This is a genomic window from Emticicia fontis (assembly GCF_054779675.1).
In genome coordinates this window covers 1-24,782 of the sequence record NZ_BAAGXU010000066.1, presented here as the reverse complement: position 1 = coordinate 24,782, position 24,782 = coordinate 1, and the positions used below count along the sequence as shown (strand labels likewise).

Below are 24,782 nucleotides of genomic sequence, written 5' to 3'. Positions count from 1 at the left end.
AATGAAATAGTGGCTGGTAAAAAATATTCACTTAATCACTCATTCGCTCAATCACTCAATTCCTATTATTAAAGAGAATCCACTTACGTAGCTATGAAAATAAGGACGGCTGTAGTAATTATAGAAAATGAAAAAATCCTGACCATGCATTATCAATATGGTGGTCAGGATGTATATAATTTGCCGGGTGGCAATTTGGAATTCGGTGAATCGCTAACACTTGCCCTGGCTCGGGAATTAGACGAAGAGCTAGGTGTTAAAGTCGAAATTGGTGAGTTGATGATGGTAGGAGAGGTGCATTTCCCCGATCCTCAAAAACAAACCATTCATTTTATTTTTGAAGGTGAAATTACTGAAGGTACCCCTCTGCTTAACGCTGAACAGACTTCTGCCTTAGCTATCAGATGGCTGAGTATTAAAGAATTAGGTAGCGTTAATCTCTATCCTAATATCTGTAAAAGCCTCAAAGAATACTTATCAGGAAATCTGCCTGATAAGTACATTGGTAAACTCGACCAGAACTGGTTTTAGAAAGCCGCTTTCATGCGGCGAACTTTGCCTGAAAATAAATAAGCAAAGGCTAAAATAGCTAAGCTGCCCATAAACAGGAAGGCATAAGGCATTCGTCCAATGGTGTTGTGGTAAATCTCTGCCGAAAGAAATGCGCCTAAACCGATGCCGGCTTCCATACAGATATACATGGTTGCCAAAGCCCTGCCACGGTTGTTTTCATCGCATAAGTCAATAGTCCATGCCTGTAAAATAGGGGAGAGGACGCCTTGCGCTATGCCAAAAAAGATAGCGGCTATTACAAATAGATAAACATTATGGGCAAAGGCTGTAAAGCCCATCGAAATAATCAGCGCAAAGCACCCCCAGCGTAATACGGGAATCCTGCCGTTTCTGTCAGAAACCTTACCTGCCAGTAATCGAATGAACAATGAAGCCAATGTATAAATCAGAAAGTAAAAACCTTTATTATGCAGCCCGATACTCTTACTTAAATCAGGTGATAAAGTAGCTATTGCACCAAAACTGAAAGCCGTCAGAAACATCACAATGGCCGCAGGTAAAACCATTATATCAAAAACATCATTCTGATTAATCTTCAGGGAATTAATCGTAAATTTTTCCTGCTGATTTTTCGGCAGTGTTTCTTTCATATTATACAATATGGCAATAGAAATAAGTGCAAACATTGACGAAACATAAAATAAGACATTCATCGAAAAAGTATCTGCAATCCAGCTACCTAAAGCAGGCCCGAAAGCCATTCCGAAACTACTCATTAATCCGTGCATACCCATTGCCTCTCCTCTTCTATTGATGGGCACAATATCAGCAATATAGGCGGCTGTTCCGGTTGGTTTAAAACCGGTAGAGAAACCATGTACTAACCTTAACATCAGGAAAGGGAAAACAGTAGTTACCAACGGATAGAAGAATCCGCACACAAAACAAACCAGAGAACCAAAAGCCATCACAGGCACACGACCAATGCGGTCGGTGAGGCGTCCGCTAAAAGGACGTGAAAGTCCCGCAGTGAGTGTAAAAAGGCTAATGATTAAACCCTTTGATTCAGCGCCTCCTAATTTAGACAGATAGTCGGGTAGCTCAGGTATGAGCATATTGAAACTTGCAAAGAAAACCAGTGAACTGATACAGAGAAGCCAATATTGGAGAGAGAATATACTGTTAGATTGTTGTTCCATCTGCAAAAATAAAGCATCGTATAGGGTATTTGCAAGACAAACTTAGTTTCCAAATATCATTCAATGGTAAAATACAATTTTATAAAAAAATTTAGCCGAAAAGGCTCATAATCAGGCTTTTCTAAATTTTAATTCTAAGGGTGCAACCCTTTTTGCAAACGGCTTCGTCCTTGTCATAGGTTGGCTAATCTATACCTTAAAAGTTTCGATAATTATGGTAAAAAGTGTACACAAATTCTTATTTGTTCACTATTTAAAATCTAATTAAAACCGATGAAAAACAATTTTTTAAAAATTGCTTCACTGTGCATTGCTATTGGGTTGGCAGTCGCAGCGTGTACCAAAACCCCCGATAGTAATTCTGTAACACCAAGCGCTCAATCGGCAGCGGCAGTAGCCGATAACCAGACTATTCAGGACGAATCAGAAGATGTGTACGAATTGGTTGATGATGTAACTTTTTTACCTTTCGGCGGACGAGGTTTCCGTGAAACCGGAGAAGGCGGTGGAGACAAAGGTATGGGAGGAGGACACGGTGGCCATTTCCCAAATCTGGGAATTGGCTGGGATAAACCCTGGAAAGGCAAATTTGATAATTGTGCTGATGTGAGCAAAACAGTTGCCAATAATACAATTACAATCGTATATGACTATACCAGCGTAGCGAATGGCGTATGTGGCGATGATGCAGTGGGTGGAAAAATGACTATTTCGATGCCTGTGAAACCGGATTCAGGTTTTTCTGGTACTTTGACCCGCACAGTAACTTATGAAAATCTGAAAAGAGATACGCTTGTGATCAACGGCACGCATACTATTACTACAACCGTAGCCAGTGGTAAAGCAACAGCCAGCGAGAAACTATCGAACATTACGATTACCAATACAAATACAAACAAAGTAATTACTTATACAAGTACTAAAAAACGTGTAGTAGATAATAAAGGAACGGCCAATAAAGACGATGACGAATCACAAACGACTGGGACGACCAGTGCTAAAGCGAGTGACGGCACCGAATTTACAGCTACGATTACGAAAGCAGTAACAGTAAAACTGGCCTGTAAAGATTCGCGAGGTTTCCCTGTGAGCGGAACAGTAGAAATCAAGCCTTTCTCAGGCGATACAAAAATTGTCGATTACGGTGATGGTACCTGTGATTTAAAATACACAGTGACTGTGAATGGAGTGACAGAGGAGAAAGTAAAGACAAAACCCGAAAAAAGGAAAAAAGGTTAGTAATACGTTTAAATATGTCGGAAAGTGTTGCCTGATTTTGGCAACACTTTTTTTTTGGTTTATAGGAAGGCATCGAGAATAATTTAAAAGAATCATCAAATTAAACAGAAGCTATCTTTGTATACCATAAAGTTTTCGCATATTTGAGAATTGATAATAATAAAAGAAAATGCATTATAGAACTTTCTTAACTATGGGATTACTGAGTGGATTATTGGGCCTTTTTGGTTGCGGAAATACAAACCAGAAAGACACAAGTAATGGAAAACAAAAAGATAGTATAAAAGACAGTATAACTGTCAGAGCCGACCAAAAGGAAGGTTTTAGTGAAATACGTGTAGGTGAAAATATTAACAAAGCATTAGATATTAAAGAAGATAGCTTATACTTTTTGCCTATCATTCGCAATTTTGAAGAGAATGACGAGTTTAGTCAGTTAATAGTACATGAAAAATTAGGTAAGAACATTGGCGCTTTTATCGCGAAGGTGACAATTAGACCAAACGGAAATACACGAATGAATTATGTAATGAAATCTGACTTAGTGCAGTATAAAATTACAGAAAAAGAGGTTTTCGATATTACCTTCAGAAATTTGAAAAACGCAAAGCTAAAAATTGAGGGAATGAATGATACAACCACTGGTGACGAATTGGTGAGTATCACTAGCCAGATAGGATTAGCTACTTGCATTTTGTATGATTACAAGTATATCGATAAACTCAAATCAAATCTTAAAGCCGATAAACTTTATGTGACAATAATTAATTCAGGTACAGTTCTTTTAACAAAACCTAACACTTCGTTTGAAAAGAGTTTTGAAAAAATAGTATCGGAAAGTACTTATAATGATGTTGTAACTCTTGACCCTGCTACTTATTTGTGGACCAATCATACATTACAACTTGTGAAAGAATATCGAAAATAATACCAGATAGTATTAAGAAAAGAGATAAAACGAATATAGGACTTAATAAAAAAACGCAATCTGTAAGGATTGCGTTTTGAGTTTTTCGAGGTCCCGAGCGGATTCGAACCGCTGTAGAAGCTTTTGCAGAGCTCTGCCTAGCCACTCGGCCACAGGACCATTTGGGAGTGCAAAAGTACAAGCATTGTACCAAACTCCAAAAAAAAATCTAAAAAAAATATAAAATTTCTGAGATTGCTTGAAAGAGCGTTTTATTACAGTTCTGTAAGTGCTTGATGGGGAATGGTTTATGGAGAAGTCTTTGATATAATGGCAATGCGCGGACTTCGACCCTGCGACGTCCGCTCCGCTCAGTCACCGGGCTAGGCTTTTTGTTCCTTTAAACCTAAAATTGCTATTCAGGTTACTCCTGCTTTAATAAGGAGCGGACGCCGCGTAGAAGAAATTTAAAATAAATGAATATTTGTGGTTGCACAGGAGTCCACGGGTTTGGTGGGACTTAGATGCAGTGTGGGCAATAACAGTAAGATTTTAGCAAAAACCTCCCCAAATACTTTGAAAGCATAATCTTAAGTCGGAAATTTAGGGGATTACAATCCATAAAACACCTATTCAAAAAGGTAGACGCTACGGTGACTACCTTTTTACCAGAAGACAGGAATGGTGTACAAATTATCGATTGAGATTCCCGGAGTATAGGCTTTTATTTTACAATAGTTAAATGGAAACATTGACAAGTTCAAGCACAACTAACCCTCATCTCAAAAAATATTTTATGAGTATCAATATTTTTTTATTCATGACGCAACCCTTTCAATAGTTTTTTGCATCTTGCTTATGAACGTATGATTTTATGACACGAATTTTATCCTTATTCACTAACGAGTACGACCTCGCAAGAGCCGTACAAAGGCAAGACTCCAAAGCACAGACTCGTCTTTACGAGAAATTTGCTTCGAAGATGCTGGCCGTATGTAATCGTTATGTGGGAGATAAAATGGAGGCAGAAGATGTGATGATTGAAGGATTCATGAAGATTTTCGACAAGATAGATCAGTTTACGTTTCAGGGAAGTTTTGAGGGTTGGGTCAGAAGAATCATGATTAATGAAGCCCTGATGTATGTACGAAGCAAAAAGATGATAGCGGTTGATCTGGAGTATGCCATTGAAGAACCAAACGATTCGGCTTTTAGTACAGAGCTGGAAGCAGAAGATTTAATGAGATTGATTGAACAATTACCTGAGGGCTATCGCATGGTTTTTAACCTGTATGCCATTGAGGGGTACAATCATCAGGAAATAGGCGAGTTATTGGGGATTTCAGAAGGTACTTCGAAATCTCAGTTAAGTAGGGCGAGAGCCATGTTACAGAGTAAGTTAATGAAGTTAGAAAAAAGTGTCATTTAATATTTCCCGCTCATGGGCGCGCCGACGATTCGGCAGGGGATATGAAAATATCAATAATAAAAATGAAGAAACATCCAATTGACGAACTTTTTGCCAAGAAATTGGCAGAACACCGCCAGGAACCTTCTCAAAAGGCTTTTGAGAAATTTCAGGCACGTTTGCAAGAAAAACAGACCAAACGTCGTGGTGGAGTTTTTGCTATGAGTCGTAACTGGGGCTATTATGCAGCCGCAGCAGGGGTAGTAGCAGCTCTGACAATAGGAGTTCTATCACAACGTAATACGGATGATACGCAAGTAGCAGTCTATGAGGTGAAACCTGCTGTGGTTACACCTGAAATAAAATCTGTTCTTCCTATCACCCAGGACGATTCAAATCAGATAGCCAAAGTAGACAATAAGGAACAATCAAATACTGATAAGCAATTACTATCAACACAATCGGTTAAGGATATAGCTTTAGTAAAAAGATTGAATTCACCTGCAATAGCACCTGTAGTAAAAGAGACAACCTCACAGTTAGAAGAAAAATCTAATGACGCTATCGCAATGAATCCGTCTCAGGGGGGGCAGTCTACTGCGTTGCAAGCAGAAACTTTAACTGGTAGAAATACTTCTGATATAGCTACTTATGCTGATAATAATTCTTCTATCGCTAATAAATATAATCCCGGCGAAACAGTTGTAGTTGTGATTACGCCAATAGAAGAAAATGCTGTTCAAAATCCTGTTGAAACTGAAACTATGGCAGAAAAAGCCGAAAAGGAGAAGTCTTTCTTAGCCAAATTATATGGTGAGTATAAACACTTCAAATATGGTGAGAAAGTAGATTTGAAAGGAATAGGTGTAAAAGATGCAATGGCAAAGGTTGACGAAGGTTTACTGAAAGAAGAACGTGAAGATGTAAGAGACTTTGTACAGCGTAGAATAGGTAGAATACAAAGAAGAGAATAGTAATATAGACATACGGACGACGTAATAGAAAAAATTAATAGGGAATAATTCAATGAAAAGACTAGCACTTATCCTCTTTTTACTGTTGGGAGGAATTTCGGTAAAGGCATCTTATAAACAAGACACCACGATTGTAGAATTTACGGATAGAGGTGTGAAGAAACGGGTAACGGTTTATACTTCAAGTAAAAAAGACTTTGAACTACCACGTAACCTGAATTTAGAGAATGTCCTGAAGACAATGGGCGTAGATTCATCAGAACGTAAAAAGGCATTAGTTTTGATTGGGCAGGATGGTGCCAAGCAAGATACGATTCTACTGATGAGCAGTGATGGTAAAAATATCAAGATTGTTGCAAGAGATGCCAGAGACCAGTTGAGTAGGAGAGATACGCTTCGCAACGGGAATAATGATCATTGGAGCCGTTCGGATAGAAATGATAATGACGACGATGATGATAATCGTGATAAGAACTATGAAAAGCCAAAGAAAAAGGCCGGAAATAGTAGATTCTTCTCCCGTACTGACTTTGGGTTCTATCTGGGGCTTAATAACTGGGCAAACGGGCCATCAGCCGTGCCATCGTTACAAACGTGGGGATCTCGTTTTATTGCCTTGTCTTTCCAACGAAATGCCACTCTGGTGAATGGTAAACAGATGGATTTAGCTTTGACTTATGGACCTGAGATAGCTTGGAACAACTTTATGTTTGAAGGTAATAACTATATTGACCATACCAATGAGCAGGTAGAATTTCTGGTATCAAACAAAAGCCTGAATAAATCCAAATTGGTCGAAACCAGTCTGAACCTGCCGGTTATGCTGAACTTCGGTTTTGAAGAGGCTAAACTGAAAATTGGTTTGGGTGGATACATTGGCTATAGAATAGGAACCTACCGCAAACTGAAGTTTAACGATAGCAGCAAAAAAGAAATTGATAGAAACAATTATGGCATGAATGATTTCCGTTATGGTCTTACGGCTGAAATCGGTAGAAGAAGAGGGATCACATTTTTCGGTCGATATGATATGGGAGATTTATTCAGATCTGGCCAAAAGAACACCGCCGGCCTACAAGCCTGGACTATCGGGATAAGATTGTAAAAAAAATAATATTATGAAAAGTGGTAAAAACTGCGATTTTTGCCACTTTTTTGCGTGTAAAATGGGGGGGATGAAAAAAAATAAAAAAGAAATTATTTTTTTTGTGAGCGAATGTTTGACAATTAAAAAAAAGGAATTAATTTTGCACTCCCATTCGGAACGTAACGTTCTTTGATAAGTGTTCTGAAGAAGGGAAATAAATAATTGGGGGTGTACCAGAGTGGCCAAATGGGGCAGACTGTAAATCTGCTAGCTTACGCTTACGGTGGTTCGAATCCATCCGCCCCCACCAATTATTAGCGGGAGTAGCTCATTTGGTAGAGCGATAGCCTTCCAAGCTATAGGTGGCGGGTTCGAGACCCGTCTCCCGCTCAGAAAAAACGATAGACATTTCAAGATGCAGGTGGTAACGGTTAGTTGTTGCTGATTCTAGAATTGTCTTACTTTTTTTAAGAATGCCTTCGTAGCTCAGTGGTAGAGCACTTCCTTGGTAAGGAAGAGGTCGGCAGTTCAATCCTGCTTGAAGGCTCTAACTTTGAAGGAGTAATCTTGAGATAAGAAAAAGCTCAGAAAAGAAGAGTACTTCCTTGGTAAGGAAGAGGTCGGCAGCGGCAGTCGCACTGTTCAATCCTGCTTGAAGGCTCTAGCTTTGCATCGAGCATTTTTTGTTTAATAAGGGAATTAGAATTAAGATAGGTTGTAGAAAGGTGTTGTAATTATCTGATTCTGTTCTGCTAATTTAGGAGTTTTCTTTCGTAACCAGGAAAATGACAAGTTCAATCTAACAGTTCTGCAGGAAGGCTCATCAAAGTGAATAGTTAATAAATTTTGTAATAAATCTAATATTTAGACTTTAATAATCATGGCAAAAGAGAATTTTGACCGTAGCAAACCTCACGTAAACATTGGTACTATCGGTCACGTTGACCACGGTAAGACAACTTTAACAGCTGCCATCACAAAGGTACTTTCTGAGAAAGGATTGGCTGATAAAAGAGATTTCTCATCAATTGATAATGCCCCAGAAGAAAAAGAACGTGGTATCACTATCAATACTGCGCACGTAGAATACCAAACAGTAAATCGTCACTATGCTCACGTTGACTGTCCTGGTCACGCTGACTACGTGAAAAACATGGTAACTGGTGCTGCTCAGATGGATGGTGCTATTCTTGTAGTAGCTGCAACTGACGGTCCTATGCCACAAACTCGCGAGCACATCCTTTTGGCTCGTCAGGTAGGTGTACCTCAATTAGTTGTATTCATGAATAAAGTGGATATGGTTGATGATCCGGAGTTATTAGAACTTGTTGAAATGGAAATCCGTGATTTGTTATCATTCTACAAATATGATGGCGATAACATTCCAGTAATTCAAGGTTCTGCTCTTGGTGGATTGAACGGAGAAGCGAAATGGGTAGCAACTATCGAACAATTGATGGATGCAGTAGATACATTTATTCCACTTCCAGCTCGTGCAACTGACAAACCATTCTTGATGCCAGTTGAAGACGTGTTCTCTATCACAGGTCGTGGTACTGTAGCAACAGGTCGTATCGAAACAGGTATCATCAACTCAGGTGAGCCAGTTGAAATCTTAGGTATGGGTGCTGAAGGTTTGAAATCAGTAGTAACTGGTGTTGAAATGTTCCGTAAAATCCTTGACCGTGGTGAAGCTGGTGATAACGTAGGTTTATTGTTACGTGGTATTGAGAAAACTGATATCAAACGTGGTATGGTTATCTGTAAACCAGGTTCAGTTAAACCACATGCGCACTTCAAAGCTGAGGTTTACGTATTGAGCAAAGAAGAAGGTGGTCGTCACACGCCATTCTTTAACAAATACCGTCCTCAATTCTATTTCCGTACAACTGACGTAACTGGTGAGATCACTCTTCCAGCAGGTGTGGAAATGGTTATGCCTGGTGATAACATCACTATCGAAGTGAAATTAATCAACGCCATCGCTATGGATAAAGGTCTTCGTTTCGCGATTCGTGAAGGTGGACGTACCGTAGGTGCTGGTCAGGTAACTGAAATCCTTGCTTAATCCTTAAATTAAGCTAAGAATATAGAAAAGCACTTCCGCAAGGAAGTGCTTTTTGTTTTTATCCCCTGCAAAGCAAAAAGAATAGAGCCAATAGGGGTTTGGGTCGTTTGTACTGTCTACTAAAGAAACAATACAAGAGTATGCTCTATCTAACCGGAATCATCATTACATTCTTTTTGGCAATTGTGCTGATAAGCAAAAAGGGCAAATCAAAGGCAGATATAATCTTAGCTATCTGGCTATGCTTTGTTGGAGCGCATCTGCAATTATTCTACCTGCATTTTAGTGGGCAATATGTTCACTTTTCATATTTATTAGGGCTTGAAATTCCAATGCCATTACTGCATGGCCCCTTTTTATATTTCTATATACGCGCATTAATATTACCTGCTAAGCAATCCTATTTGCTGCTTCATTTTCTCCCGGCTTTTTTGGCTTATCTTTCTATAAGTCCCTTCATATTGCTTTCACCAGAGCAGAAAATTCTGGTTTACCAAAAAAATGGCTCAGGCTTTGAAATGCAGACAACCATTATTTTCTTCACTATTATTTTATCTGGTATTGCTTATGTCAGCTTTTGTTTACAACTGCTTTATAAGCATAAGAAAAATATCAGAAACAACTTCTCGTTACCTGAAGCGCTAAAAGTAAAATGGATAGTATATCTGATATATGGTATCGGTGCTATATGGCTTGTGGTTATTCTGGGCAATGATGCACTCACTTTTGCCTCGGTAACTGTGTATGTATTATTGATTGGTTATCTGGGTATTAAACAAGGTAATGTATTCAGTAATTACAATTTAGCTTATATACCAACTCAACATACGATTGTTACGGTGATAGAAGAAGTTCAGGAAAAGGTAAAGTATCAGAAATCAACTTTAAAAGAAGAAGAAGCAATAAAGATTCATAAGCAATTAAATGAAATGATGAAAAAAGAGAAACTCTTTAAAAACCCCGAACTGACTTTAGGAGATTTAGCTGAGAAACTTGACATTCATCAGAATACATTATCACAGGTAATTAATTCATTCGAACAAAAGCATTTCTACGAATATATTAACGAACTGCGTATTGAAGAATTTAAAATAATCGCTTTAATACCTGATAGCCAGCGATACACATTACTCTCTTTAGCGTTCGATTGTGGCTTTAATTCAAAAACTACTTTTAACCGGACTTTCAAAAAAATGGTTGGAATGTCACCTAAGGAATATATTATACAGACAAATCAAATATAGCTATATAAATTAGTGCCAACTTACATATTGAGGCGATTGATACCTATGAACGATCCAATTTTGCTGAAAATTTAAAGCAAAAATTATGAATCGAACATTGAGTATTATTTCAGCAACATTGCTGACATTCTTTATTGTCAGTTGTGAAAAAGCGCTATCTATTAACGACGACGGCAACTTAGTCCCGAAAACAGTGGAGCAAGATGTTTCACTGCCATCTATTACAATCAATAATACCCAACTTCATGCAGAGACTTTTGGCAACCCTGCTAATCCCATGCTTATCATACTGCACGGAGGACCTGGTAGCGATTATCGCTATCTGCTCAATTGCAAAGCATTTGCCAGTCGAGGCTACTATGTAGTGTTTTATGACCAAAGAGGCTCGGGTTTATCTAAAAGACATCCTAAGGGTATTTACACCATACAAATCATGCTGGATGATTTGAGTGCGGTTATTGCTCATTATAAAACTTCAACCACACAAAAGGTATTTCTGTTGGGACATTCCTGGGGAGCTATGCTGGCAACAGCTTATATCAATGCTTATCCTAAAAACATTAATGGGGCAATTCTAGCAGAACCAGGTGGTTTTATCTGGCAGGATGTGCTGGATTATGTAGGGCGTTCGCGCAGTTTCAGGTTTACTTCTGAAACCCTCAATGATGCCACTTATTTAGACCAGTTTATTACTGGCAAGCAAGATGAGCAGGCTATTTTAGATTATAAGTTTTCTCTGATGGCCTCTGCCGATGAATCGGCAGAAAGTTCTTTAGGTAATGATGGCCCTTTGCCATTCTGGCGAAGCGGTGCAGTGATTCAGGAAGCCTTATTTGAAGCAGGAGATAGAGACAAACCAGATTGGACAACTAATCTGAAATCATATACTGCTAAAGTGCTCTTCGTTTATAGTGAGAGAAATAAATCTTATGGATTAGCTCATGCCCAAAAAGTATCATCAGCCTATCCAAATGTTCAATTGGAAAAGATAAATAATGCTGGTCATGATATGCTTAGCTTTCCAACAGGTTGGAGTAATTTTTATCCTATTGCCTTAAACTACTTAACTTCGCTATAATATGAACTCTATCAAATTGTTTATTATTCTCTATCTTATATCTATCAATTTTAGTTATGCCCAAACAATTAACTGGGCAAGCCTGCAAAAAGAACAGCGCCATATCACAAGCCTCGATATAGGTCTGGATTATGGAGTGACCTTAAGTTTAGCTTATCATTATCAGCTAAAAACTGCCTTACCTATCATAATAGGGGCAGAGTTCTCTTTGCCATCAGGAAATAACATTGGTGATGATTTTAAAACTAAAGTTGGTGGACAGATCAGATGGATTCATTTAGGTGATTTCCAGCTTAGCACAAAGATTCAAGGTGTTTTTAGAAGATTTGAGAACAATTATGTCAGGTTAAACAATTTTGGTAGTGATTTTTCTGGTATTATCGGCTATTATCAACCTAAATGGTTTCTGGCGAGCGAAGTTGGTTTTGATAAAGCAATTGTAACCCACTTCAAGCATACTGATTTAATGAAAGAAAATTTTGCAGCCAAAGATGGGTGGTATAGCCCTGCTACCGGAGGAAACTTCTATTATGGCTTACAATCAGGTTTTAGCTGGCGATGCCACGACTTAACGCTCAAAGCTGGTAAAATTATTACTCAGGACTTTAAAACCGAGCCGTTGCTTCCATTCTATCTGCAAGTCGGTTATAATCTAAAGCTGAAATAATTGATAATGAGATAACTAACTTATTATTTGACAATCCACACAACTTATCGTATTAATTAATTTCTTGTCTCTATGATTTTTTTACAATTTTAATAAAATAGGCAAGGCTTTTGCTATTTTTGTGGAAACAAACCTATTTATATACCCTCTTGTATGGCTAAGAAGAAAAAAAACATTGTTAAGCCCGCTATTGCTAACGATGTGACAACTCCTTCGATTAATAAAGTAGATACTCCCGCTGATAAATCATTTATTACTACTCCTGCCAATGCCTCTTCTGGTAATTTAAGGTTTTTAGAGAAATTATCTTCTGCTAAAATGTTGGGGTTTTTTGCCGGAATATTGGTTATTCTCTTAGGCTGGGTATATAAATCATATATTGGGGGCAAATTAGCTTATATGTTTAAAGACATTGGGAGCGATTCTTATAACCTCATTTATCCGCAATTCTATCATCATGCCGCATATATTCAGAAATATGGTACCATGCCTCAATGGTCATTTGAACAAGGTCTGGGGCAGAATGTCCATCCTTTCTGGTTTGATCCTATTAGTGCAATCTTATTTCTAATTTTCAAGACCGATAGCGCCGCTGTGATGATATGGATGCAGGTAATCTATATGTTTCTGGCAGGTATTTTCTTTTTTTTATATCTCAAAACTCTACAAATTAAAAACCTTCCGGCCTTGATAGGTGGCTTACTATTCACTTTTTGTGGATATGTGATTATTGGCGGAACCTGGACAGTCGATAAGTTTCCTTTGGAAATCCTGCACATAGCTATGCTTTTGTATAGCGTTGAGGTATATTTATCAAAGAAACAATGGGCTTTGTTCCCAATTGCCATTGCCTTGGTAGGTATACATCAACCGTTTGATTTATATCTATACGGAATCATGTTATTCGCCTATATTACCGTACGTTATGCCGAAAATCATTCTCTTAAAACACTCGATTATGGCAAGCATCTACTGGTATTTCTAGTTTTAGGTATAGTAGGGGTAGGGATAGGGTCATTCCAGTTATGGAGCAATTTGCAGCAGATGATTGATAGCCCCCGGGTTAGTGGTGATTATTCTTATGCAAATACCTTGCGAAGCAGCCCGGTATTAAGTTTGGGAGAATGGAAACAATACTCAACAGTTCTTCTGAGGATGTTTTCAAGTGACTTCTTAGGTGATGGAAAAAGTTATACAGGTTGGCAGAATTATATGGAGGCCCCTGTCTTCTATTGCGGATTTTTAAGTCTGCTTCTGGCGCCGCAGTTTTTCTTCCAATTGAATCGTAAACAGCAGATTATTTATGGCACATTGCTGGGTTTATCTTTATTAATTATCATTTTCCCTTATTTAAGATATGCCTTCTGGTTATTTACTGGAGACTATTACCGTACTTTCTCTTTGCTAATGGTGTGTCTGTTACTCTTCTTTTCGATGAGGGCCTTAAATTTTTTATATGAGAACGGGAAAGTAAATGTCATTGCTTTAGCTATCACAAGTGTATTGTTACTCATTATTGTAAATACAGTAGTAGCAGAAGGACAAACAGTCAGCAAAAGTGTGAAGAGTATGGCTAATATATTCTTACTACTATATACAGGCTTTCTGTTTATGAGCCGCAGCCATAACCTAAAAACTCTGGCTTTTTCGCTAATAGCTGTTTTCTCGCTTGTGGAAGTAGTTTATTTCTCATCAAATTCCCTTTCTAAAAGAGATGCACTTACTAAACAAGAACTTAATGAAGTAGGTGTAGGAATGAACGATGCTACAGTTGATGCCGTAAAATACCTGAAAGAAAAAGACCCGAATTTCTATAGAATTGAAAAGAACTATATGTCGGGAGTTGCGATACACGGAAGTACCAATGATGCCAAAATTCAGGGTTATAATGGTACCCGTTCCTACCATTCTTTTAACCAGCTGAACTATGTGAAGTTTTTGGAGAGCGTAAAACTGCTTAGAATCAATGATGAAACAAGCAGTCGTTGGCTATTTGGAGTGCTTGGCTCGCCTTTGATACAAAGACTTTGCAATGTAAAATACTTTCTGGCAAAAGGAGTAGAAGCCGCGGCCATGCGAGGAGCTAATCAGGATTCAGTGGCGATGTTTAAAGATGTGAAGGTATTTGTTCTGAGAGACAACCTACCTTTAGGTATAACTTTTGACCAGTACATTCCAGAAGCAGATTATAATAAACTGGATTCTTTAGACCGACAAATAGCCGTCTTACAAGCAGTTAACGTCAACAAAGATTTTGAACAAAAACTCAAAGGTATTTCAAAAATTACTTCTCCTATTGTTCCTTCAGAAGGCGTTACTTTAGATGCGTTAAAAGCCTGGACAAGCAAACTGAAACTGGATACATTGCAGATTACTTCGTTTACAGATAACCTTATTAAAGGCAAGATCCAGATAAATGACCCTAAAATTCTTTTTCTGGCTATTCCATTTGATAAAGGTTGGTCTGCGAAAGTAGATGGAAAAGAAACTGTAATTGAGAAAGTAGATGCGGGATTAATGGGTATTTTATTAGAAAAAGGTAAGCATGAAGTTAAACTGGCCTTTACTCCGCCAACCGTTAAACAAGGGAGCATTGTATCAATTGCCTCTATACTTTTATGGGGAGCTGCCGTAGCTTTCTTTAGTTTCCGTAAGAAGAAAAATAAGGAAGAAGCCGTGTGATTAAATGATTTTTTATTGCTATTGACTATTAAACTGTTGACTAATGAATCTAAAAACTTTGTCTTTGGCTGTAATCGTTTTTCTTTTATTGACAAATGCTGTTGTTTTTTTCGCAGGTTCGTCCATATGTGCCAAGCAATGGTCTAATAGGGTATTGGGGATTTTATGGAAATGCTAATGATGAAAGCGGAAATAATAACCATGGCATACCTGCCAATCTTGTTTCAACGGTTGATAGATTTGGTAACGAGAATAGTGCTTATCAGTTTAATGGCAAAAATAGCCGGATTGATGTACCCAATGCTTTTTTTAATATAGGCTGGAATACATTTACTATTTCATGATGGACCTATTCTACAAGCTTTTTAAACCAGAATAACTATAACGACAGCCAGATGATTATCAATACCGACCTGCAAAATGGAAAGTTACTTGAGTTTTACTTAAATTTAATCCGAAACTAAAGAAATGCGTCAGAAAAAGGGTTAATTTGCGTAAAACTTATCTAAACAATGTCTGTCAAAAAAAGTGCTGCAACCTCTTTTGTCCTTATCACTGTTCTTATTGATTCTATAGGCTTTGGAGTAATTATTCCTGTTTTGCCCGATTTAATTTCAGAACTTGCACACGTAGATACCAGTGGAGCTGCCCGCTACGGTGGCTGGCTATTTGCCGCCTATTCAGTAATGCAGTTTCTTTTTTCTCCGGTTATGGGTGGGCTTAGCGATCAATATGGGCGCAGACCTATATTACTAGCTTCACTTTTCGGCTTTGGTCTCGACTATCTGCTGTTGGTTTTTGCACCAACAATCGGCTGGTTGTTTGTAGGTAGGGTTATTGCAGGTATTATGGGGGCTAGTTTTACTACCGCCGCCGCATATATGGCAGATATCAGTACACCAGATAAAAGAGCTCAGAATTTTGGTATGATTGGCGCAGCTTTTGGTTTGGGTTTCATCATAGGACCAATTATTGGAGGGTTTGTAAGTCATTTTGGTACACGTACCCCTTTTATGGTAGCAGGTGGCTTAACAATTTTAAACTGGCTATATGGTTATTTTGTACTTCCTGAATCATTAAGTATAGAGAACCGTAGAAAATTTAATTGGAAACGGGCTAACCCTATTGGCGCTTTGTTGAATCTGAAGCGATTTCCGATGATAGTAGGTCTGGTAGCAGCATTATTTTTAGTTTATATTTCGAGTTTTTCAACTCAGGGAACCTGGACTTACTATACCAAAGAAAAATTTGGTTGGTCAGCAGAACAGGTAGGTTTGTCACTAACTTTTGTAGGTGTAATGATTGCCTTTGTTCAGGGTTTCTTAACCAGAATTCTTATTCCTAAGTTAGGTACAAGAAAAGCAATTTATGTAGGTTTTACTTTTTCAATTTTAGGTTCACTGGCTTATTGTTTTGCTAGTGAAGGCTGGATGGTATATGCGATTATGGTGCCGTTTTCATTAGGTGGCCTTGCAGGTCCGGCCATGCAGGGGATTATTTCAGGTCAGGTTCCTGCCAATGAACAAGGCGAATTGCAGGGGTCTTTAACCAGTCTTAATAGTGTAGCGGCTATCATCGGGCCTGTGCTTATGTCAAGCCTTTTTGCTAAGTTCACAGCTAAAGATGCTCCTATCTATTTCCCGGGAGTCCCTTTTCTGGTATCTGTGCTTTTAACGACAATAAGTCTATTATTGATTATCAGAACTCTGCGCAAGCATACAACTAAAGTAGAACAAGCAGAAGAAATTAAACACTAAGATATTTCATTAGCATATCGTAGCGTTCTTGCTCAATGCTATCAACAGGCTCATGCGCGTAGGCACCTTCAACGATATAACCGAAACGTTCGAGGGTGGCTACAATGGATGAGATATTCTGGCGGTTGATTTTCAGTGTAAGCATTGAATTTTCTTGTCCTGTATATTGATTTCCTGAAAAATAACTACTCAAAACTTTCGCATTATCAGACTCAATCAAACGACTGATTTCTGCCAAAGAATAATCTCTGTTTTTAATTGCAATAACTAACACAGCTCCTGGTTCTTGTGTTCCAAGAAGCTCTCCGAATCTATTATAAACTTCTCCGGCTGTAATATTGCCAACAAAAATCTGTTCTTCATCTACCACTGCCAGTATTTCGAGGTGGTATTTTGATATAAGCCCTAAGGCTTCATATAAATGCTGGTAATCGAAAATGTAAACGCCCGAATATTGAGGCATTATCTCAGAAATCAATAAGTCTTCGTCATAATTCAACAATATGTCTTCGCTTATAATACCTAAGTATTTTTCATTATCGACAACCACCAATTGTCCAATACGATTTTCTTCCATCCAGTTTAAAGCATCGCCAACTGTATCGCTCAGCTTCAAAATGGGTAATTCGTGGTTGATAATTTGAGCAGCCGTCATTCTTGTAAAAATTTTATAATATATTTCTCCGAAGAAATATCCTAAAAAATTATGCCAATACTTCTTCCTGAACCTTGTCTAGGAACTTGGCAAGATAGTGATTAAATTCTTCGGGTCGCTCCATCATAGGGGCGTGGCAACATTTGTCAATAAAATATAGTTCTGAATTCTCTAATAAACGATTGAATTCGAAACCTACATGAGGAGGAGTAATGGTATCGTTCAAACCCCAGATTAGGCAAGTTTGTACTTTTATATTAGGAATCTGCTTAGCCATATTGTGGCGTTGCGCCGATTTGGCTATCTGAACGATATTCATACATTTCGGAATGCTAGAGGTAATTTCAAAACACTCGTCAATCAATTCTTTAGTAGCTGTTTTCGGGTCGTAGAAAGTATAGGCCACCCGTTCACGGATATATTCATAACTTCCGCGTTTCGGAAACGAGCCACCCATTGTATTTTCAAACAATCCCGAACTTCCGGTCAATATTAATGCTTTTATGGTTTCCTGATGTGCCAAGGTATATAATAACCCCACATGACCACCCAATGAATTACCCAACAAGATGATGTCATTCAGTTGTTTAAAAGCAATAAATCTCTCGATAAATGCCTGTAAACCATCCAAACTCGCTTCGCGCATAGGCATATCATAAATAGGCATTACCGGGATAACAATCCGGCAACGATGTCTGAAACCCTCAATCACATCGTCGAAATTACTTAATGCACCAAACAAACCATGCAAAATGAGTAACGTATCGCCGCTACCTTCATCAATATATTTAAACTCTCCTTCCTGTTGTACTTGATAATTCATTCTATTCTCTTGAAAAATTCTATTAAAGATTTAGTCTGTTTTGACAAAGATGTAATTCAGAAATACGTCTATATTTGTGCTTTCTAAAGACAAAATAGTGGTTTAAAATTGAATTTTCAAAACTTTCTAGAGTAAAAACGAAAAACTGAGATTAAAAGTTTATGAATGACTTTTCAACAGTGATTATTGGCGGTGGGATTTCAGGATTGACCTGTGCGAAGTATCTGAACGACAAAGGAATGAGTTTCGTAATCATAGAATGTTCGGATGCTTTGGGTGGGCGGGTACGTACAGATATAGTGGAAGGTTTCAGGCTTGATAGAGGTTTTCAGGCATTATTAACCAACTATCCGGAAGCACGTAAAATATTAAGATACAGTCACTTAGATCTTAAATATTTCGAATCAGGAACTTTAATAAAAACGAATAAAGGGCTCACAAAACTCGAAAACCCGTTCAAAGGCAAAGGCTCCCTTTTCTCAAGAGCTTTTTCGCCTATAGGTTCCTGGAATGACCAATTGAAAATTAAAAAATTTGCGAAATATATCTCAGAAATCTCCGACGAAGAGTTATTTGGAATGGACGATACAGAGACGAATAAGTTTTTGAAAGAATACGGATGGAGCAAAGAAATCATTCAGCAATTTTTCAAACCATTCTTTGGTAGCGTTTTGCTGGATAACGAATTGCATACTTCAAGTAATCTATTCCACTTTGTTTTCAAGCAATTTTATAAAGGTGAGATGGCGATTCCAGCTGAGGGGATGCAGGCAATCCCCGAACAAATCTCTGACCTGATTTCAAAAGAAAAAATCCGTCTGAATACCTTAGTAAAGGGAATAGAATCTAATCAGGTTTTTTTAGAGAGTGGAGAAGTGCTGTCAACCGATAGAATTGTGATAGCAACTGACCCTCATACAACTTCTAATCTTTTGGGCGAGGATAAAACCTATGAATACCAGACAAGTACCTGTACTTATTTTTCGGCGGAATATTCTCCGTTAAAAGGACAAAAAATGCTAACTTTAAACCCTGACCGAAAAAGTATAGTGCATAGCTTATGTGTGCCTACTGATATTACTCATACCTATGGAACTGCAGGTAAAGCCCTGATTTCCGTAAATACTCAAAGCTTGGATAAGATTGACGAGCGTAATCATATCAGCCGCATTAAACGTGAATTGTATGATTGGTTCGGTGCACAAGTAAATGTCTGGAAACACTTGCGTACCTATCATATACCAGAGGCAGTAGTGAAGTTTCCGGTAGGTGCAAAAAAGCAGACATTAAAATTAGATGAAAATCTTTATCGTTGTGGCGATTATCTGGCTTACCCATCTTTAAATGCTGCGATGCAAACAGGTAAGGAGGTAGCAGAGATGATTAGTGAGATTTGAAATAGTAAAAGCGTATCTATTCAAAACCTATAAATATTTATGAAAAAAATCCTTACCTCACTATTCTTATGTCTGGCATTGGTTAGTCAGGCCCAACAAAAATACCTAACCCTATCAAAAGAAATACTACATGATAAAATAAAAGGTGGCTGGGCAGGCCAGACTATTGGGGTAACTTTCGGTGGGCCAATGGAATTTCGCTATAATGGTACTATCATTAATGATTATCAGCCTATTCCATGGTATGATGGTTATCTGAAGAAAACTATGATTGAAAATCCAGGATTATATGATGACCTATACATGGATTTAACCTTTGTAGATATTCTCGAAAAAGAAGGACTTGATGCTCCGGTTGAATCTCATGCCAAAGCCTATGCGAATGCGGGCTATGCATTGTGGCACGCCAATCAGGCAGGTCGTTATAATATATTACATAATATTATGCCGCCACAATCGGGGCATTGGTTGCACAATCCTCATGCTGATTGTATAGACTATCAGATTGAATGTGATTTTGCAGGATTGATGTCACCGGGAATGCCTAACACAGCCTCTAAGATTTCAGATAAAATTGGTCATATCATGAACTACGGTGATGGTTGGTATGGAGGTATTTTCTTAGGGGCTTGCTATACACTAGCCTTTACTTCTACTAATATTGAATACGTTATTAACGAAGCTTTGAAAACAATTCCGAAACAAAGTGAGTATTATAAATGTATAGCCGATGTAATTAAGTATTATAAACTCTACCCGACCGACTGGAAAAAAACATGGTATGCTTTACAGGAAAGATGGTCTGATGATATCGGTTGCCCTGATGGCGTATTTACACCTTTTAATATAGATGCTAAACTAAATTCTGCTTATGTAGTACTAGGTTTATTATATGGTAAAGGAGATTTTACCAAAACTATAGAAATAACCACTCGTTGCGGGCAAGATGCTGATTGTAATCCTTCGTCAGCCTGTGGCATTTTAGGAACTATGTTAGGGTATTCAAAAATACCAGCTTATTGGAAGATAGGATTAAAAGAAGCCGAAGATATTGATTTTAAATATACTACTATCTCATTAAATAAAGTATACGAAATAGGATTGAAGCATGCCTTACAGAATATCGAACGCAATGGGGGTAAGATTACAGGAGATAAAGTAAGTATCCTAACCCAAAAGCCGGAATTAGTTCGTTGGGAACAAAGCTTCGAAAAGACCTATCCGGTTGATAAGATATTTGTTTATAAAAGTATCAAAGACGAATATAGTTTTGATTTTGAAGGTACTGGGGTTGTAATCAAAGGCGTTGCTGAAAAGAAGGATAAAGATTTAAAAGAAATGGTGTTGAATACAGAAGTGTATATAGATGGAAAGCTGATTGAAACCGTAGAAATGCCTACTGAATTCAGGACTCGTAGACATGAGATTTTCTGGAACTATCAATTGCCGAAAGGAAAGCATAAAGTAGTAGTTAAACTACTAAATCCATCAGCTCAGTACGATTTACGATTGAATGATGTAATTGTATATAATGACCAACCGAATGCCGAAGGTAATCAGACTATTTATCGATTCGGGCAGCCAAGAAAAATTAAACCTTAGTAGATAATTAAGGTCTAATAAAATGGGAAAGAGAAAATAACGTTAATAAGGAAATATAATTAATCCAGCAAGTATGAAAAAATCAATTATTAGTCTCATGACATTTGCAATCTCGGTAAGTTTTGCATTTGCTCAAACCGCGCAGGATGTTTTTAATAAATATATAACAGCTACAGGTGGAAAGTCACTCTGGGATGGCGTGAATACTTACTCAATGAAGCAAAGCTATAAAAATGGCACTGCTGCCGATTACGACTTGGATGTGAAAGCCTCATTTGGTGATGGCTCTATGGTTAAATCGAAGACCATCCTGAAAAGAACCTTTATATATGGTATCAAAAGTAATGAGGGCTGGTTGAAAGTGCCGCTAGGAAGCGGAGATAAAAATACGCAGTATGAAACCAAAGACTTGAGTGCCAAGGAACAGGAAAATATGCGTAGAGAATTAAGAGAGTTTGTCTTACCCTTCTGGGATTACGAAAAGAAAGGCTATGTAGCGACTTTGGTTGGTTCGGAAACGCTAAATGGGAAAAAAGTAACGCAGGTAGAACTAAGTGGTAAAGGGGTAAAGTATAATTTATACTTTGATGAAGGAACCGGCCTATTAGCCAGAAGGAAGTTAACTTTAGCTAGTGGAGAGGTAATCACAGAAGATTATACTAATTATGCCACTTCTGGCTACGGTATCAAATACCCATCAGAATCAACGTATACCAGCACGGCTGATAAGCGAACAGTAAAAGTAACAACGAATATCGTGTTTAATGATAATATAGCTGCTGCGGCCTTTGCCAGATAAGCAGGCAAAGAGAAGCCCGACTCACAGGTCGGGCTTTTTTTATGTGGTGTCTGACCCGTCCTGAAAAAAGTTGACTAGCAGAAAATACATATTATCGTAAATGAAATTGTTTGTTTTTCAAGCTGTAGTAAATGAGAGAGTTACATTTTTTTGTTCAAAATGGCTCTCTACAACAGATGTCAAATAGACTACTTTACGTCTTGAAATGTTGACTTTCATCTTATTCTGTAATAACAACTCGCCTAATCGAAGGCTATCTATATATTCAAGATTAATAAGTAAGCCTCTATTAGGTCGGATAAAGCCACTTTCTTCTCCTAATCTGTCTTGAATATGGCCGATAGTAGTTGCAACCATTTTTGTATTACCTTCAGCATAGTGAATAATTGTATAATTGATGTCAGCTTCAAAGTAAGCTACATCTTTACCGAGTAGTTTAGTTTTACCGCCCACATTTATTAAAGTTTCCATGGTTTGCTATTTTAGTAAATAAAGTAAATAGAGACATCAAACATAGGAGTGTTATTGTAAACGCGTAATAACAAGTGTAGCTGAAACGCCATGTGTACCACCTGCAATAGGTGTTAATGTAAGTGCCGCCGGATTACCAGTTGGATTTAGCACACTTAAAATACTATTGGTTTCTGTGGTGGTAATAAGTGTATGACCAGTTATCTGACTTGTACCTATGGCTCTGCCTACAACAGTACTGGCAAGCTCAACTGCGTTTAACTTTAAAACAAGCTGCCCTGCTTCACTTACACTTACCTGCCAGTCAACCGAATAAGTACCAACATCTGGTATCGTAAACTGATTTTCATTTATACGGGTAATAATGCCATTAGTTGGGCCATTCTGAGGGAAATTGATGGCTGCACCTGCTGCAATGGTAGCCGAATTATCAGGAGGCATAATCGCATGAAATTCAGCAAATGCTACTGTGTTTCCTAAAATGAGCCATTTTGTGCCATTCCAGTAATAAAAACCAGGTGAAACATTATTAGGAGGGCTGCCAACAGTAGAAGTATTATATACCAGCAGTGAGGTAGCAGGAGCAAGAATAGTAACAATATCGGTGGCAGAAGTGAGGCTAACCCTTGGAATCAAGACTCCTTTATTATTAGCAGCTACATCAAGCATGGCCGACAGATTTTGAGCATATATATTTCTGCCAGAAAAACAAAGTAATGCAATAGCAATAAATAAGATGAACCTATTTGGGTTTTTATCAGGATTGGCAGATTTTACAGGAGTAAAAAAAGAGAAGATAAAGATGTTTTTTAACCATAGACCGACAATTACTACACAATTGGATACAATTGTGTCAGAAACAAGAAGTTGTTTTTTCATGATGATTTTATTCCTTTAAAACGTGAGTATTAAATAATTACTTTTACTGAATCGTATTGTTGGGAAATCGTCGTTGAGAAGATACTGGCAGCTTTGTAGAAGTTGTTGATAAATACTTTCGCAAGTGTGTAAATATATATTTATTAATTTGGTATACCTAATATTATTTTGTAAATAATAAATTTGACAGCTAAAACAAAAATGAATTTCATAATGATAGCCCATTTAACTTTAAAACTATTTCCTTATGAGTTAGAAGTTTCATAAATATCCTGAGTCGTTAAAAGACACAATAGTTAATAGAGCTCACCAAGTATTTGTCAGTGATATTTTTGAGACATCTGGCCTTATATAAAATTGCATCAGAAAACCCACTATTTATCGTTAGTTAAAAGAAGAATAGTGAGTTTTCAGTTAAATGATAACATGAATGCTGAAAATTTAGTAAAGCCCTGAAAAGGGCCATTAAGAATACAAAAACTAGTGAACTGCTTATTCATCATTCAGATAGAAGAACACAATATTGTCGTCAACTTTTAGCACTACTCACTCAGCTTTATTGGTTTCTTTCTTTTCTTCTCCTTTTTTCTTATCAGATACTTTTGGTCTTCGTTGAGTATTAAACTTTTCCTCATGTTTCTGATTAGCTTCTTCAATAGAGTGGGAAATAAAAGCATCATCTTCTTTCTCTGCCAGGTCAGACAATTTTCTGTAAAAGGCTTTAGCTTTATCTAATTCTTCTTCCGTCAGATCTTCTATATCGATTAACCTATTACTTGCCTTATCGCTCGAGGCTATGAGCTCATTCAATTTAATTTGTAATGCAACAGTATCTTTATTCTGCGATTGCTGAATAATAAAGACCATCAGAAAAGTGATAATAGTAGTACCAGTATTAATAACCAATTGCCAGGTATCAGAAAAATTAAATAGAGGCCCTGATAAAGCCCATATAATAATTATGATGAAAGCACTTACAAAAGCATAGGGGCTTCCGGTAGCCTTTGTTACTTTCTTGGAAAAACGATCGAAGAAACCGAGAATTCCTTTTCTCTTTCTTTTCATTGTAAAAAGAATTTGTGTGTTTATAATTGATTGTAATTGTTTGCTTATGTATATCTATATATAAGGATATATATAAAAAAACTATACCACTAATATCTGAAGGCATTAGTTAGTGGTTTTGTACATAATTGGGTAACTATCTTCCCTATACTGATCCATTATCGGGTTTATACAAAAGTATATATCGTTGCATAATACTAAGAACTTATATAAACATTTGAAAAAGGCAAAACTGTAAATGGTTAGTTATAAGAGAAGTAATGAAAAG

22 protein-coding genes and 4 tRNA genes are annotated in these 24,782 nt (G+C 37.5%); 19 read left to right on the top strand and 7 right to left on the bottom strand.

Annotated features, from left to right (window positions below; all coding sequences use genetic code 11):
* Positions 1-93 precede the first annotated feature (93 nt).
* Positions 94-531, top strand: coding sequence for an NUDIX hydrolase (locus tag ACYVFA_RS25625; protein ID WP_460474714.1), 438 nt, complete (start codon positions 94-96; stop codon positions 529-531).
* Here the strand turns inward: ACYVFA_RS25625 and ACYVFA_RS25620 are convergent.
* Positions 528-1,712 (bottom strand): MFS transporter, encoded by a 1,185-nt coding sequence (locus ACYVFA_RS25620; RefSeq protein WP_460474713.1) that lies wholly within the window; start codon positions 1,710-1,712, stop codon positions 528-530. The genes ACYVFA_RS25625 and ACYVFA_RS25620 overlap by 4 nt on opposite strands.
* A 273-nt stretch (positions 1,713-1,985) precedes the next feature.
* On the opposite strand from ACYVFA_RS25620, the gene ACYVFA_RS25615 reads away from it, so the two are divergent.
* Together ACYVFA_RS25615 and ACYVFA_RS25610 are read left to right on the top strand one after the other, a co-directional pair.
* Positions 1,986-2,951 (top strand): hypothetical protein, encoded by a 966-nt coding sequence (locus ACYVFA_RS25615; RefSeq protein WP_460474712.1) that lies wholly within the window; start codon positions 1,986-1,988, stop codon positions 2,949-2,951.
* Positions 2,952-3,144: 193 nt separating this feature from the next.
* On the top strand, positions 3,145-3,879 hold the full coding sequence (locus tag ACYVFA_RS25610) for a hypothetical protein (protein ID WP_460474711.1): 735 nt from the start codon (positions 3,145-3,147) through the stop codon (positions 3,877-3,879).
* Positions 3,880-3,967: 88 nt separating this feature from the next.
* On the opposite strand, the gene ACYVFA_RS25605 is transcribed toward ACYVFA_RS25610, so the two are convergent.
* Positions 3,968-4,038, bottom strand: a tRNA-Cys gene (locus tag ACYVFA_RS25605).
* 694 nt (positions 4,039-4,732) lie between these two features.
* On the opposite strand from ACYVFA_RS25605, the gene ACYVFA_RS25600 reads away from it, so the two are divergent.
* The 13 genes from ACYVFA_RS25600 (at position 4,733) to ACYVFA_RS25540 (ending at position 16,823) form a co-directional block, all read left to right on the top strand.
* On the top strand, positions 4,733-5,287 hold the full coding sequence (locus ACYVFA_RS25600) for an RNA polymerase sigma factor (protein WP_460474710.1): 555 nt from the start codon (positions 4,733-4,735) through the stop codon (positions 5,285-5,287).
* A 62-nt stretch (positions 5,288-5,349) separates the two neighbouring features.
* Positions 5,350-6,240, top strand: a complete 891-nt coding sequence (locus tag ACYVFA_RS25595) for a hypothetical protein (RefSeq protein WP_460474709.1) — start codon at positions 5,350-5,352, stop codon at positions 6,238-6,240.
* Positions 6,241-6,292: 52 nt separating this feature from the next.
* Entirely contained in the window at positions 6,293-7,345 is a 1,053-nt protein-coding gene (locus tag ACYVFA_RS25590; protein ID WP_460474708.1) for a porin family protein, read from the top strand.
* 206 nt (positions 7,346-7,551) lie between these two features.
* Positions 7,552-7,637, top strand: a tRNA-Tyr gene (locus ACYVFA_RS25585).
* 7 nt (positions 7,638-7,644) lie between these two features.
* Positions 7,645-7,717: transfer RNA gene (locus ACYVFA_RS25580), tRNA-Gly, on the top strand.
* 85 nt (positions 7,718-7,802) lie between these two features.
* Positions 7,803-7,874, top strand: a tRNA-Thr gene (locus ACYVFA_RS25575).
* Positions 7,875-8,207: 333 nt separating this feature from the next.
* Positions 8,208-9,395 carry an elongation factor Tu gene (gene tuf / locus ACYVFA_RS25570; protein WP_460474707.1) on the top strand — a complete coding sequence of 396 codons (1,188 nt, stop codon included), beginning with the start codon at positions 8,208-8,210 and terminating at the stop codon, positions 9,393-9,395.
* A gap of 140 nt (positions 9,396-9,535) precedes the next feature.
* On the top strand, positions 9,536-10,639 hold the full coding sequence (locus ACYVFA_RS25565; RefSeq protein WP_460474706.1) for a helix-turn-helix domain-containing protein: 1,104 nt from the start codon (positions 9,536-9,538) through the stop codon (positions 10,637-10,639).
* Positions 10,640-10,724: 85 nt separating this feature from the next.
* Entirely contained in the window at positions 10,725-11,717 is a 993-nt protein-coding gene (locus tag ACYVFA_RS25560) for an alpha/beta fold hydrolase (protein ID WP_460474705.1), read from the top strand.
* A 1-nt stretch (position 11,718) separates the two neighbouring features.
* On the top strand, positions 11,719-12,384 hold the full coding sequence (locus ACYVFA_RS25555; RefSeq protein WP_460474704.1) for a hypothetical protein: 666 nt from the start codon (positions 11,719-11,721) through the stop codon (positions 12,382-12,384).
* 153 nt (positions 12,385-12,537) lie between these two features.
* Positions 12,538-15,066, top strand: a complete 2,529-nt coding sequence (locus tag ACYVFA_RS25550) for a YfhO family protein (protein ID WP_460474703.1) — start codon at positions 12,538-12,540, stop codon at positions 15,064-15,066.
* 95 nt (positions 15,067-15,161) lie between these two features.
* Positions 15,162-15,410: a hypothetical protein gene (locus tag ACYVFA_RS25545; RefSeq protein WP_460474702.1), complete on the top strand. Its 249-nt coding sequence runs from the start codon at positions 15,162-15,164 to the stop codon at positions 15,408-15,410.
* 168 nt (positions 15,411-15,578) lie between these two features.
* A complete protein-coding gene (locus ACYVFA_RS25540) occupies positions 15,579-16,823 on the top strand; it encodes a TCR/Tet family MFS transporter (protein ID WP_460474701.1) in 1,245 nt (414 codons plus the stop codon).
* Here the strand turns inward: ACYVFA_RS25540 and ACYVFA_RS25535 are convergent.
* Positions 16,813-17,478, bottom strand: coding sequence for a CBS domain-containing protein (locus ACYVFA_RS25535; protein ID WP_460474700.1), 666 nt, complete (start codon positions 17,476-17,478; stop codon positions 16,813-16,815). The two genes, ACYVFA_RS25540 and ACYVFA_RS25535, sit on opposite strands and share 11 nt — an antisense overlap.
* Positions 17,479-17,527: 49 nt before the next feature.
* Positions 17,528-18,301 carry an alpha/beta fold hydrolase gene (locus ACYVFA_RS25530; protein WP_460474699.1) on the bottom strand — a complete coding sequence of 258 codons (774 nt, stop codon included), beginning with the start codon at positions 18,299-18,301 and terminating at the stop codon, positions 17,528-17,530.
* A 161-nt stretch (positions 18,302-18,462) separates the two neighbouring features.
* Here ACYVFA_RS25530 and ACYVFA_RS25525 point away from each other — a divergent pair, with 161 nt between their 5' ends.
* The 3 genes from ACYVFA_RS25525 to ACYVFA_RS25515 all read left to right on the top strand — a co-directional run bounded on the left by ACYVFA_RS25525 (position 18,463) and on the right by ACYVFA_RS25515 (position 22,099).
* Positions 18,463-19,698 carry an NAD(P)/FAD-dependent oxidoreductase gene (locus ACYVFA_RS25525; protein ID WP_460474698.1) on the top strand — a complete coding sequence of 412 codons (1,236 nt, stop codon included), beginning with the start codon at positions 18,463-18,465 and terminating at the stop codon, positions 19,696-19,698.
* A 39-nt stretch (positions 19,699-19,737) separates the two neighbouring features.
* Positions 19,738-21,300, top strand: coding sequence for an ADP-ribosylglycohydrolase family protein (locus ACYVFA_RS25520; RefSeq protein WP_460474697.1), 1,563 nt, complete (start codon positions 19,738-19,740; stop codon positions 21,298-21,300).
* A 73-nt stretch (positions 21,301-21,373) separates the two neighbouring features.
* Complete coding sequence (locus ACYVFA_RS25515; protein WP_460474696.1) at positions 21,374-22,099, top strand: hypothetical protein; 726 nt, start codon at positions 21,374-21,376, stop codon at positions 22,097-22,099.
* Between the two features lie 117 nt (positions 22,100-22,216).
* Here the strand turns inward: ACYVFA_RS25515 and ACYVFA_RS25510 are convergent, their stop codons facing one another.
* The 3 genes from ACYVFA_RS25510 to ACYVFA_RS25500 all read right to left on the bottom strand — a co-directional run bounded on the left by ACYVFA_RS25510 (position 22,217) and on the right by ACYVFA_RS25500 (position 24,514).
* A complete protein-coding gene (locus tag ACYVFA_RS25510; RefSeq protein ID WP_460474695.1) occupies positions 22,217-22,570 on the bottom strand; it encodes a LytR/AlgR family response regulator transcription factor in 354 nt (117 codons plus the stop codon).
* Positions 22,571-22,621: 51 nt separating this feature from the next.
* Complete coding sequence (locus tag ACYVFA_RS25505) at positions 22,622-23,449, bottom strand: hypothetical protein (RefSeq protein ID WP_460474694.1); 828 nt, start codon at positions 23,447-23,449, stop codon at positions 22,622-22,624.
* 546 nt (positions 23,450-23,995) lie between these two features.
* On the bottom strand, positions 23,996-24,514 hold the full coding sequence (locus ACYVFA_RS25500; protein WP_460474693.1) for a low affinity iron permease family protein: 519 nt from the start codon (positions 24,512-24,514) through the stop codon (positions 23,996-23,998).
* Positions 24,515-24,782: the final 268 nt, after the last annotated feature.

What these genes read in the sequence shown, in the direction of transcription:
- ACYVFA_RS25510 (WP_460474695.1), bottom strand. Translation starts at nt 22,570, where the DNA reads ATGGAAACTTTAATAAATGTGGGCGGTAAAACTAAACTACTCGGTAAA.
- ACYVFA_RS25550 (WP_460474703.1), top strand. Translation starts at nt 12,538, where the DNA reads ATGGCTAAGAAGAAAAAAAACATTGTTAAGCCCGCTATTGCTAACGAT.
- ACYVFA_RS25525 (WP_460474698.1), top strand. Translation starts at nt 18,463, where the DNA reads ATGAATGACTTTTCAACAGTGATTATTGGCGGTGGGATTTCAGGATTG.
- ACYVFA_RS25615 (WP_460474712.1), top strand. Translation starts at nt 1,986, where the DNA reads ATGAAAAACAATTTTTTAAAAATTGCTTCACTGTGCATTGCTATTGGG.
- ACYVFA_RS25560 (WP_460474705.1), top strand. Translation starts at nt 10,725, where the DNA reads ATGAATCGAACATTGAGTATTATTTCAGCAACATTGCTGACATTCTTT.
- ACYVFA_RS25530 (WP_460474699.1), bottom strand. Translation starts at nt 18,301, where the DNA reads ATGAATTATCAAGTACAACAGGAAGGAGAGTTTAAATATATTGATGAA.
- ACYVFA_RS25540 (WP_460474701.1), top strand. Translation starts at nt 15,579, where the DNA reads ATGTCTGTCAAAAAAAGTGCTGCAACCTCTTTTGTCCTTATCACTGTT.
- ACYVFA_RS25610 (WP_460474711.1), top strand. Translation starts at nt 3,145, where the DNA reads ATGGGATTACTGAGTGGATTATTGGGCCTTTTTGGTTGCGGAAATACA.
- ACYVFA_RS25555 (WP_460474704.1), top strand. Translation starts at nt 11,719, where the DNA reads ATGAACTCTATCAAATTGTTTATTATTCTCTATCTTATATCTATCAAT.
- ACYVFA_RS25500 (WP_460474693.1), bottom strand. Translation starts at nt 24,514, where the DNA reads ATGAAAAGAAAGAGAAAAGGAATTCTCGGTTTCTTCGATCGTTTTTCC.
- ACYVFA_RS25505 (WP_460474694.1), bottom strand. Translation starts at nt 23,449, where the DNA reads ATGAAAAAACAACTTCTTGTTTCTGACACAATTGTATCCAATTGTGTA.
- ACYVFA_RS25545 (WP_460474702.1), top strand. Translation starts at nt 15,162, where the DNA reads ATGCTGTTGTTTTTTTCGCAGGTTCGTCCATATGTGCCAAGCAATGGT.
- ACYVFA_RS25600 (WP_460474710.1), top strand. Translation starts at nt 4,733, where the DNA reads ATGACACGAATTTTATCCTTATTCACTAACGAGTACGACCTCGCAAGA.
- ACYVFA_RS25590 (WP_460474708.1), top strand. Translation starts at nt 6,293, where the DNA reads ATGAAAAGACTAGCACTTATCCTCTTTTTACTGTTGGGAGGAATTTCG.
- ACYVFA_RS25620 (WP_460474713.1), bottom strand. Translation starts at nt 1,712, where the DNA reads ATGGAACAACAATCTAACAGTATATTCTCTCTCCAATATTGGCTTCTC.
- ACYVFA_RS25565 (WP_460474706.1), top strand. Translation starts at nt 9,536, where the DNA reads ATGCTCTATCTAACCGGAATCATCATTACATTCTTTTTGGCAATTGTG.
- ACYVFA_RS25535 (WP_460474700.1), bottom strand. Translation starts at nt 17,478, where the DNA reads ATGACGGCTGCTCAAATTATCAACCACGAATTACCCATTTTGAAGCTG.
- tuf (WP_460474707.1), top strand. Translation starts at nt 8,208, where the DNA reads ATGGCAAAAGAGAATTTTGACCGTAGCAAACCTCACGTAAACATTGGT.
- ACYVFA_RS25520 (WP_460474697.1), top strand. Translation starts at nt 19,738, where the DNA reads ATGAAAAAAATCCTTACCTCACTATTCTTATGTCTGGCATTGGTTAGT.
- ACYVFA_RS25625 (WP_460474714.1), top strand. Translation starts at nt 94, where the DNA reads ATGAAAATAAGGACGGCTGTAGTAATTATAGAAAATGAAAAAATCCTG.
- ACYVFA_RS25595 (WP_460474709.1), top strand. Translation starts at nt 5,350, where the DNA reads ATGAAGAAACATCCAATTGACGAACTTTTTGCCAAGAAATTGGCAGAA.
- ACYVFA_RS25515 (WP_460474696.1), top strand. Translation starts at nt 21,374, where the DNA reads ATGAAAAAATCAATTATTAGTCTCATGACATTTGCAATCTCGGTAAGT.